General features: G+C 42.6%; 8 protein-coding genes. 3 read left to right on the top strand and 5 right to left on the bottom strand.

Going from position 1 to position 9,356, the window contains the following annotated elements; all coding sequences use genetic code 11:
- Nucleotides 1–171: 171 nt before the first annotated feature.
- The 5 genes from QOW94_RS08960 to QOW94_RS08940 form a co-directional block, all read right to left on the bottom strand.
- A complete protein-coding gene (locus QOW94_RS08960; protein ID WP_283680048.1) occupies nucleotides 172–1,341 on the bottom strand; it encodes a DUF2075 domain-containing protein in 1,170 nt (389 codons plus the stop codon).
- A 445-nt stretch (nucleotides 1,342–1,786) separates the two neighbouring features.
- Complete coding sequence (locus QOW94_RS08955; RefSeq protein WP_283680047.1) at nucleotides 1,787–2,491, bottom strand: alpha/beta hydrolase; 705 nt, start codon at nucleotides 2,489–2,491, stop codon at nucleotides 1,787–1,789.
- A 130-nt stretch (nucleotides 2,492–2,621) separates the two neighbouring features.
- A complete protein-coding gene (locus QOW94_RS08950) occupies nucleotides 2,622–2,864 on the bottom strand; it encodes a cytochrome b5 domain-containing protein (protein ID WP_283680046.1) in 243 nt (80 codons plus the stop codon).
- 96 nt (nucleotides 2,865–2,960) lie between these two features.
- The gene (locus QOW94_RS08945; protein WP_283680045.1) at nucleotides 2,961–4,328 is read right to left on the bottom strand and encodes a uracil-xanthine permease family protein; all 1,368 of its coding nucleotides are present in this window, start codon (nucleotides 4,326–4,328) and stop codon (nucleotides 2,961–2,963) included.
- Nucleotides 4,329–4,334: 6 nt separating this feature from the next.
- Nucleotides 4,335–5,594 (bottom strand): amidohydrolase family protein, encoded by a 1,260-nt coding sequence (locus tag QOW94_RS08940; RefSeq protein WP_283680044.1) that lies wholly within the window; start codon nucleotides 5,592–5,594, stop codon nucleotides 4,335–4,337.
- A gap of 625 nt (nucleotides 5,595–6,219) precedes the next feature.
- Between QOW94_RS08940 and trpX the strand changes: the two genes are divergently transcribed.
- The 3 genes from trpX to QOW94_RS08925 are packed head-to-tail and all read left to right on the top strand — an operon-like array spanning nucleotide 6,220 to nucleotide 8,886.
- Complete coding sequence (gene trpX / locus QOW94_RS08935) at nucleotides 6,220–7,230, top strand: tryptophan ABC transporter substrate-binding protein (protein WP_283680043.1); 1,011 nt, start codon at nucleotides 6,220–6,222, stop codon at nucleotides 7,228–7,230.
- Entirely contained in the window at nucleotides 7,227–8,120 is an 894-nt protein-coding gene (locus tag QOW94_RS08930) for an ABC transporter permease (protein ID WP_283680042.1), read from the top strand. The genes trpX and QOW94_RS08930 overlap by 4 nt, the downstream gene beginning before the upstream one ends.
- Nucleotides 8,113–8,886, top strand: coding sequence for an ABC transporter ATP-binding protein (locus tag QOW94_RS08925; RefSeq protein WP_283680041.1), 774 nt, complete (start codon nucleotides 8,113–8,115; stop codon nucleotides 8,884–8,886). The genes QOW94_RS08930 and QOW94_RS08925 overlap by 8 nt, the downstream gene beginning before the upstream one ends.
- The last annotated feature ends 470 nt before the right edge of the window (nucleotides 8,887–9,356 follow it).

Raw genomic sequence — 9,356 nt, 5'->3', positions numbered from 1 at the left:
ACATACACCTCGCTTGTTTTTTGTTTAGACGCTTAAATCTTAGCATATGGGACAGTGATGTCCTATTTGTTTTGGATAAAAAAACTGGCATTGATGATGTTCATCAATACCAGAAAGTATAGTTCCATAAAAACAGCAGGCATTTGAAGTGCCTGCTGTTTTCTTATACCATCAAACCATTTTTTCCAAATACGCTTGCAACTTCGAATCATGAGCATACAAATACATTCCCTTGATTCCTCTTCGCAGCAATACGTTTAGCGAGTTTTTTAGTAACGTCTCCTTACTACTTTCAAAGTCGTCACCCGTCAAATCTTGGCGCTGTTTAAACACTTCAATATCCGTCACCTTACTTGGATCAACCCCAAGCCCATTCTTATCGGTTAGATAAAACGGCGGTCCAATAATTATCCCAATGTAATTAAGGTCAAACCCTTGGACGGTGTAGATACTGCCAACCTCATTGATTGTTTGCGGTTGTTCAGCCCACGGAGTTGCGGTGAAGTTGTACTGATCCCACGGCAAGTGAAAATTTCCCTCGTCAACGTAGTGTTTGCCACCATCAAGGACAGAGGGATATCCCGTTGTTGCGGTCATCCTGGCTAATCCCTGACTAGCATTCTTGGCGATAATCGTTTCATACAATTTTTGGGCATCGTGAAATACCCGTAGGTCGTAATCGCCCCGATTTTTAGGAGCTAATGGAATTGGCTTTCCGCTGACAAACGTGTCCAACCACTCCATCGTGGCGGGATTCGCCTGCATTCGAAATTGCTCCTTCAGATGAACGATTTTGTGCGGATATGGTTTTAAAATCTTTTCAAGGCGTTCCTCAGTCCAAAAGCTCTTCGTTTTCAGAACCTGTTTGGGGTCGAACACAACCACTGTGACCTTACCCAGATTAGCAATATCAACTAACTGGTTGTCACCGTAATAGTTATTGTAGTGGTCAGGCTTGCTCAACAACAAGTGAGCTTCATCAATTACCGACAAATCGGCGGTTTGTTGTTTTTTGTGCATTTGATTGATAAACGAAGTTGGCCGTTGATAATACTTCTTCAGCATCCCCGGCGTCTGCCCTGCTAGTTCACGATATACCTTGAGTAACTCAGGATGGTTGACCATGAAATAGGTGTTGTCGATCTCTTGGGCAAGTTTGGTAAACATTTGGTTTAATATCAAACTTTTGCCGGTACCCGCATCACCAATCAAAACAAAAACAGCGTGCCCATCTTGGTTAACGTTGGTTCGGGTGAAATCAATGATCTGATCAAGAACCTTGTTTTGATGATCAGTTAGCTTTATGTCGGTTGAAAAGGAATCTAAAGTGTGTGATGGCATGGTGACATCTCCCTTGATTGGTTATAAAAAGCAGACGGTCGTGGGGACGGTCTGCCTTGATTACTTGATACGATTAGTTTATTAAGCCATTCATTTACAATACTTATGGAACGCCCTGGACACAGCTTTGAGCCTTTTACAAACCAAAAGTCTCAAAGTCTGGTCTTGTAGTAAGCCATAAATGGCTAACAACAACGACAGGGCTGATAAGTATTGCTTTTTCATGGCTTTGGTGTCGGCAACTTCCGAAAGGATCAGCTCTTCGTTTGCTCGCTCAAAAAATCTGGCTTAATTATCGGTAACTCCCGAGAAGCTTAGCACTCTAGCTTAAATCGGCTTCCCTTCTCTGACTCCTCCGCTTAATTTCAAAAATGGCTTTGCGCACTTCGTTTGCTCAACCCCATTTTTTTATTAATGCTCGAAGTCAACCGAGAAGCTCAGCACTCTAATTATTTAACCAGTCAACGCTCAACTCAAACCACTTTGAAAAGTGCTCATCAGTCCGGTCACCATTCACAATTCCAGTGTACTTATTAGCTAAACTAATTCCGTGATTACCCGTTCCAAACTCATGCAATTCAAACTTAACGTTATTCTTATCAAGCTCTTGCACATAGCTCAAAATATGGTTACCAAACGGCGTCAGTTCATCATTGATTGATCCAAAGATAAATGTCCGAGGAGTATTAGCAGATACCATCTTGCTGACATCCTCAGTTGTAACGCCCATCTTTTCATCCAACGTTGGTTTAATAACGGGGTATCCTAGAATTTCAAACTTGGCATGATTGCCTTCACTATTTGCGTATGCCGCAGCAAGCTGGCCACCAGCTGAAAACCCAATGATCCCCAAATTATCAGTATCAACATTGAGTTCGTCAGCGTGGCTCACTATGTAATCAAACGATTGAGCAATAGCCACTTTTGCTGTAGCGTAACTCTTGTTCTCACCAACTGGGTACTGAACAACAAATGCCTGGTAAGCGTGAGTAGCATACGATAAGGCAACTCGTTCGGAGTCCCGTTCCTTGATTGGATTGTAGCTACCACCGGCAATGATTACAATTCCGGGCAACTTAACATCCGAATTACTAATGTACATATCTAAAGAACTATTTTTCTCTTCAAGTGAAACTGATTCAATTTTCATTTAAAAATCACCTCATGTTTAGCATACTACTTTTCCATTGTTAATCAGTATGTGATTAGAGAATTTTTAGCTTTTGGACAAACAAAAAGCGGTACCCCCACAGAATTTTCTGAGAGCTACCGCATAACAATTAATCCACCAACTTACCAACAATCGGCAGTTTGCCTAAAATCGACTTACCATGAGGGGTACCCTCAATTTCCTTAGATAAGTCACGGCCTGCTAATTGACCATAATGCTTACCGTATTCCCAAGACTCTTCCTTGGTAACATCGTAAACGATCCCGTCAATTGCAACGTAAGCCCGCACACCATTGCCGTCATACTGAGCTAATTCTTCCTTAGTGAATTCCTTTAAGTTATCGTCTGCCATTCGTTTCATCCCCATTCATTTATTACCTCAAGTCTACCAAAAAACGTTGCTGGAATGGTATTAAAAAGACTATCCATTTCTGGATAGCCTCATAAACTATTTTGCTTCCGCGACCTTAGCCACGGGTTTTTTTGCTACTTTTTCTTCTTTTGATCCACTACCCATAACTATGTTAAGGATAATCGCACTGATGGCACCAACCGTGATTGGCGAACCCAACAAGTATTGAACCATTTGTGGCAATTCAGTTGTTACCTTTGAAGGCAAGAGCACAGTTGCCATTGTCAAAACGATTGGAATACCAAGAACATAAAGGGTACTTTCAGTTGTTTCAATCTTTCTGATAACGTTCAAACCATTAAGCATAATGATGACACAGATGATGGCAAAGATACCACCGATCACTGGAGCGGGAACGGCTGACAAGAATGCAGATAGTTTGCCAAAGAATCCAAGAATGATGAACCAGATTCCGGCTGAAACGAAGACCCGCTTGCTGGCAACTCCGGTAATTGAAACCACCCCGGCGTTGGTTGAGTAACCAGTCATTGGAGTAGCCCCAAGCACAGCTGATACAAGACAGCTAAGGCCCTCACCGATGATTCCTTGGTTCCATTGTTTCTTGGAAATCTTTTCATCAACCACGGCACTCATTGCAAACCAAGTACCAGTAGTTTCAGTAGTCAACACCATGTAAATAACGATAAAAGTTAAAATTGCTGGTAATGAGAAGTGCACTCCGTAATGGAATGCTGTGAATTTAGGCAAACTGAACCAGGCAGCCTTGCTAACTGATGACCAATCAAACTTACCCATTGCTGAAGCAGCGATTGTTCCGGCAACTAATGCAATAACAATTGAACTAACTCTGAATAATCGTTGTAATTGAGGAATGCGAATTCCAATGGTGATTGCAACTAACATTGTGATTGCGGTAATTGAAGCAATTTCGATATTTTGATTAATGTTACCAGTTGCGTTGAAAATATTGTCGTTTAAAGCAGTTGGTAATAATGACAACCCAACACAGGTAATGATGGTTCCACCAACGATAGCTGGCACCAATGCGTTGATCACTTTTTGGTAAATTCCAGAAGCCCCTAACGCAATCAAGACTAGCGAACCGATAATCAGAGAACCAAGTACCGTGGCCATTCCGCCGTTACCAGCACCATAGGCAGCGTATACACCAGCTACCGCACCAATTGGAACGAATGAAGGTCCTTGAGATACTGGTAATTTCATAAAGAACTTAGTTTGCAAAATCGTTCCGATCCCACAGGCTAGAAATGCTGCTTGTAAGAAACCAGTCTTTTGGCCCAAGGTCATTGATAATAATCCTGCCATGATCAACGGTGGCACGTACACGTCCATTGCAAGTACGTGTTGCAATCCTAATAGTCCTGATTGGAAATATGAAACCTTGTCTTCTGGTCCGTAAAGTAAACCGTTATCTTTTCTCATTACTGTTTATTCTCCCTTTACTTGCTTTCCGTTTACAAAAACGCGGTCGACGTTTGCCTTCGTCGTTTGGTACATTAATTTTTCAAACCTATCATCAGAACTTTCCTTGGTGAAGGATGGATAGGCGGAACTAACAACTTGTAAATCAGCTAGCTTTCCCACTTCAATTTTGCCGGCGTTTAGGTTCAAGGCCTCGGCTCCACCTGCGGTTGCTAGGTAAAATGCTTCTTTGGCGGAAATTGCACTGTTGGCAACTCCTCGGTCGGCTGGGTCCAAATCACTATCGACTCCATCAGCCAACATTCGGGATGACATCACCGCCTGGCTGATATTCCGGTAAATACTTGGTGAAAAGCCACCAGAAATATCAGTTCCCATTCCCACTTTAACGTGAGAATCAAGGATTTGGCGAACCTTTGTCACTGCATTACCGAAGTAGACGTTCGATACCGGACAGTGGGCAACGGCAACTTGGCGATGCTTGAATCGATCCAAATCTTCATCATTAAGTAGCGTTCCGTGAGCCATTACCGAGTTAGCCGTCAACAAGCCACACTCTTCAAGCACTGCTGAATCTCGTTTGCCATAATGCTCGATGGCATAACCATTTTCCCAGTCACTCTCGCTACAGTGGGATTGAATCGGTAAGTCTAATTCTTGGGCTAGCTTTCCCAATCGTTTGAGCGTTGGAATCGTACAGCTCGGTAAGAATCTCGGCGTAATGACAGGCGTTTGTTTAACAGCACCGTCTTGATTAAGCTTTGCTAGTTCAGCGATAAACTGCTTGGTACTTTCAACCGCCTCATCACCGCTTTCGTTCCGGTAATAATCAGGCGACTCTTCCTTGTTATCCATGACCACCTGGCCGATGAAACCTCGCTGACCAGCATCGATACACGCTTTGGCAAGTTCAAGATTGCTGTCCTTATATATCGTTCCAAAATACTGAACGGTGGTAGTTCCTTCAGCAATCAGTTCTTCAACTAGATTGTGGTAGACCTTGCTAGCAAACTCGGTATCTTCAAACTTAGCTTCAAGTGGAAACGTATAATCATTGAGCCATTCATTAAGCGGTTTGTCTAAGGCCACCCCCGCGTTAGGCCACTGAGGGGCATGAACGTGAAGATCAATGAACCCTGGTAATAAGAATTGGTTCTCGCTTAGCACGATCAACTCGTTGGCTTCCTCGGCTTGACGCCTAATTGCAAGATATTTATCATCGCTCGGTTCAACGATTTGGTCGATAACACCGTTAGTGATGCACACCTATGCCTTTTGTTTGAATGTGACGCTATTGGAATTACTTGATGAATAATAACTTCCCTCAATAATAGTTGATTCTTTAATGCAAATCGCCTCCGATTATTAGCAAAACCCGAACATTAAATATGGTCGAATTTCAATAGTTCGTAAAAGAATGAATTAAGTATAAAACGATTTTTTCGATTTTACAAGGTGCTTTTCAATTAAATTCAGTTTAATGTTCGTGTTTTGCTCATTTTAAGCTTTTACTTAGACCGATTATCGAAAAACATTTCGATATTTACCCTTTTTTGCCTTAATTTTCGTCAATAAACAACAAATTCTGTTCTTGACACTGTCCAATTTGTTAGATTATTATTAAATACATCTAATACGAAAGGAAGATTATCCCATGGAAAAATTGATTACAATCAGAAGTTGGCAAAGCCGGTAATCAAGTTACGTCTACGGAAACGGACAGATGCGACTTGATCTTTTGCGATGATAAAAGACGCATCTGAACCGGTAATCTTCAATAAAGAGGCCTGTTCAGTAACGAACCGCAGGCCGGCAGCAAAAAGAGCAACTCGGCCTAGCGAGTTGCTCTTTTTTCATATCAAGTTAGAAAATTTTTTAAGGAGAGATTGGAATGAAAAAACGTAGTTACCCACTTTTAATCGCCATCATTATTTTATTCGCATTCTTGGGTTACGCCTTTGTTAACGAGAAATCGCAAATGGCTAAGCCAGCTAAGAAAACCCCGGAGATTGGCATTCTCCAGTTGATGTCCCACCCCGCCCTTGATTCAATCCACAAGGGAATCATCGCCGGCCTAAAGCAGGAGGGATATACCCCTGGCAAGAACATCAAAATTGATTTTCAAAACGCTCAGAACGACCAGAGTAATTTGAAAACAATGAGTAGTAAGTTTGCCAACGAAAACCTTGATTTATCAATCGGAATTGCCACCCCATCTGCTCAGTCACTCGCCAATTCCATCAAAGATAAGCCCATCATTCTGGGTGCCATCACCGACCCAAAGGGAGCTAACTTAGTTAAGAATAACAAACGCCCTGGGGGTAATATTACCGGTGTTTCTGACCAGGCCCCATTGAAAGAACAACTTGGTTTGATCAAAAAACTAATGCCGAAGATGAAAACCCTCGGAATCATCTATACCTCTAGTGATGATTCGGCGGTCGCTCAGTACAAAATGTTCAAAAAAATCTGTAAACAAGAAAAGATTCCGCTTAAAGCTTACTCAATTTCGAACACCAATGATTTAAACCAAGTAGCTCAGCAAGCCGTTAACTCAGTCGATGCCATTTACGTACCTACCGACAACACGATAGCTGGAGCAATGCAGACCTTAGTCGGAGCTGCTAACCAAGCTAAAGTTCCGGTATTTCCAGCCGTTGACACAATGGTTCGTGACGGGGGCGTTGCTACTTACGGGGTTGACCAATATAAACTTGGTGTTGCAACTGGTAAAATGAGTGCCCAGATTCTCAAGGGTAATAAGAAACCAGCCACTACCCCAATCAAATACTTCACCCACGGTAAATTGATCATCAATAAAAAACAGGCTGATAAGATGGGCATTACCATCCCCGCTAGTTTAATGAAGGAAGCCAAAGCGAAAGGAGAAATCGTCAAATGAGTATAATCGTATCTGCAATTGGCCAGGGCCTCACTTGGGGTGTCGTTGGTATCGGCCTATTCCTAACATTTAGGATTCTTGATTTCCCTGATATGACCGTTGAAGGAACATTCCCAATGGGAGCAGCTACCTGCGTGGCCGCTATTTACAACGGCGTGCCACCAATTCTCGCAACCCTCCTAGCAATGATTGTTGGAATGCTGGCTGGACTGGTCACCGGTTTGCTTTATACCAAGGGCAAGATTCCCGTGCTACTTGCCGGGATTTTGACCATGACCGCTGCTTATTCAATCAACCTTAGAATCATGGGCCGAGCAAACTTATCATTATATGGTAAGTCCACCTTGCTTGATTCATTCAAAGGTCTCCCACCCTATTTCAACAGCGTTTTCTTAGGCATGTTAGTAATCTTTGTGGTGACAGGACTAATAATCTACTTCCTCCAAACTAACCTTGGCCAAGCATTTATCGCTACTGGTGATAATCCCGTCATGGCAAAGTCCCTGGGAATCAGCACCGATACCATGCAAATTATGGGTCTTTCCGTATCAAACGGATTTATCGCCCTCGGTGGTGCTTTGGTTGCTCAAAACAATGGTTTTGCGGACGTTAACATGGGAATTGGAATCATCGTTGTCGCCCTTGCTTCTATTATTATCGGCGAAGTCGTGTTCGGTGAGTTGACGATGAATGAGCGATTAATTGCCGTAACAATTGGTAGTATTCTTTACCGGTTTGTTATCCTCATCGTGCTTCAACTCGGTTTCAACGCAAACGACCTGAACCTCATTTCAGCAATCGTTCTCGCAATCTTCATGATGTTTCCCGCGTTTGAAAAACGCTTCAAAGTAAGAAGAACTATCGCAAAGGGGGCAACCCGCAATGAGTGAACCAATATTTGAAATCAAAGATGCCGTTGTGAAGGTAAACGCTGGTACTCCAGAAGAAATCAACATCATGGACCACGTTAACTTCAAAATTAATCCCGGTGACTTCATCACCATTTTAGGGACGAACGGAGCTGGTAAATCCACCCTCTTCAACATTATCGGTGGTGACCTCCACCTTTCCAGCGGCCAGATACTCCTCCACGGTAAGGATATTACCAACATGTCGGTTGAAAAACGGACTCGTTTCCTTAGTCGGGTGTTCCAGGATCCAAAAATGGGAACTGCTCCCCGGATGACGGTGGCAGAAAACCTACTACTATCTAAGAAACGTGGCCAACACCGCGGGTTAGGTACAAGAAAGCTTAAACAAAACATGGCTGAATTTCATAAGTTAACTCAAACCATGAACAACGGTTTGGACGAACGACTGGACACCCCAACCGGCGACTTATCTGGTGGGCAACGGCAAGCCCTTAGTTTCTTAATGGCTACAATTAAAAGGCCAGAAATCTTGCTGCTTGATGAGCATACCGCTGCTCTTGATCCGCAAACATCAGCGGACCTCATGCGCGCAACCAACGAACGAATCACCGAAGATAAGCTAACCTGCCTAATGATTACCCATCACTTGGAGGATGCTTTGAAGTATGGAAACCGATTGGTGGTTTTGGAACATGGTAAGATTAAGTATGATTTCTCAGCAGAAGAAAAAAGTAATTTAACCAAGGAAAAGATGTTGACGTTCTTTGGCGATATTGATGGCTAGACATCCCCTACAAGTTATTTTTGAATGTTAATACGAATTAGATACTAAGCACCAGCAATTTCGATGACGTGAGATTGTTGGTGTTTTTTTATTAACTATGTTAAAAGTTCTCATTGGATAACCGAATTGAATATTCAAAATAAACCTTAGAATGTATTTGCGAATGGGAAATGCGAATCACATTAACTCATATGACCTTCAGCCATGAAATTGTTCTTCCAAGCTATAAGCTTGGTTAGAACAAGGGTAGAGTTTGAGACTACAGGCTCAAACCTATCCCCATGGCGTTCCAAGGTCAATATGAGTTGTGATGAGCATTATTTCTTACCGTAAATAAAATGTTGCTTGCACAGCGTTCCAAGGTCAATATAAGTTGTGATAAGCATCATTTCCCCGTCATATCAGCATTTACAGACTTTTTATCTTTTTTAACGCAAAGGCGTTGACACGGTGTCACCACCCTGCTATGA

Origin of the sequence: Lentilactobacillus sp. Marseille-Q4993 (assembly GCF_951230165.1) — a bacterium.
Classification (GTDB): Bacteria; Bacillota; Bacilli; order Lactobacillales; family Lactobacillaceae; genus Lentilactobacillus.
Note: the sequence above shows the minus strand (reverse complement) of the source record. Positions and strands in the feature narration are given on the sequence as shown.

Coding starts and splice junctions, on each gene's coding strand:
- QOW94_RS08960 (WP_283680048.1), bottom strand. CDS start 1,341: ATGCCATCACACACTTTAGATTCCTTTTCAACCGACATAAAGCTAACT.
- QOW94_RS08955 (WP_283680047.1), bottom strand. CDS start 2,491: ATGAAAATTGAATCAGTTTCACTTGAAGAGAAAAATAGTTCTTTAGAT.
- QOW94_RS08950 (WP_283680046.1), bottom strand. CDS start 2,864: ATGGCAGACGATAACTTAAAGGAATTCACTAAGGAAGAATTAGCTCAG.
- QOW94_RS08945 (WP_283680045.1), bottom strand. CDS start 4,328: ATGAGAAAAGATAACGGTTTACTTTACGGACCAGAAGACAAGGTTTCA.
- trpX (WP_283680043.1), top strand. CDS start 6,220: ATGAAAAAACGTAGTTACCCACTTTTAATCGCCATCATTATTTTATTC.
- QOW94_RS08930 (WP_283680042.1), top strand. CDS start 7,227: ATGAGTATAATCGTATCTGCAATTGGCCAGGGCCTCACTTGGGGTGTC.
- QOW94_RS08925 (WP_283680041.1), top strand. CDS start 8,113: ATGAGTGAACCAATATTTGAAATCAAAGATGCCGTTGTGAAGGTAAAC.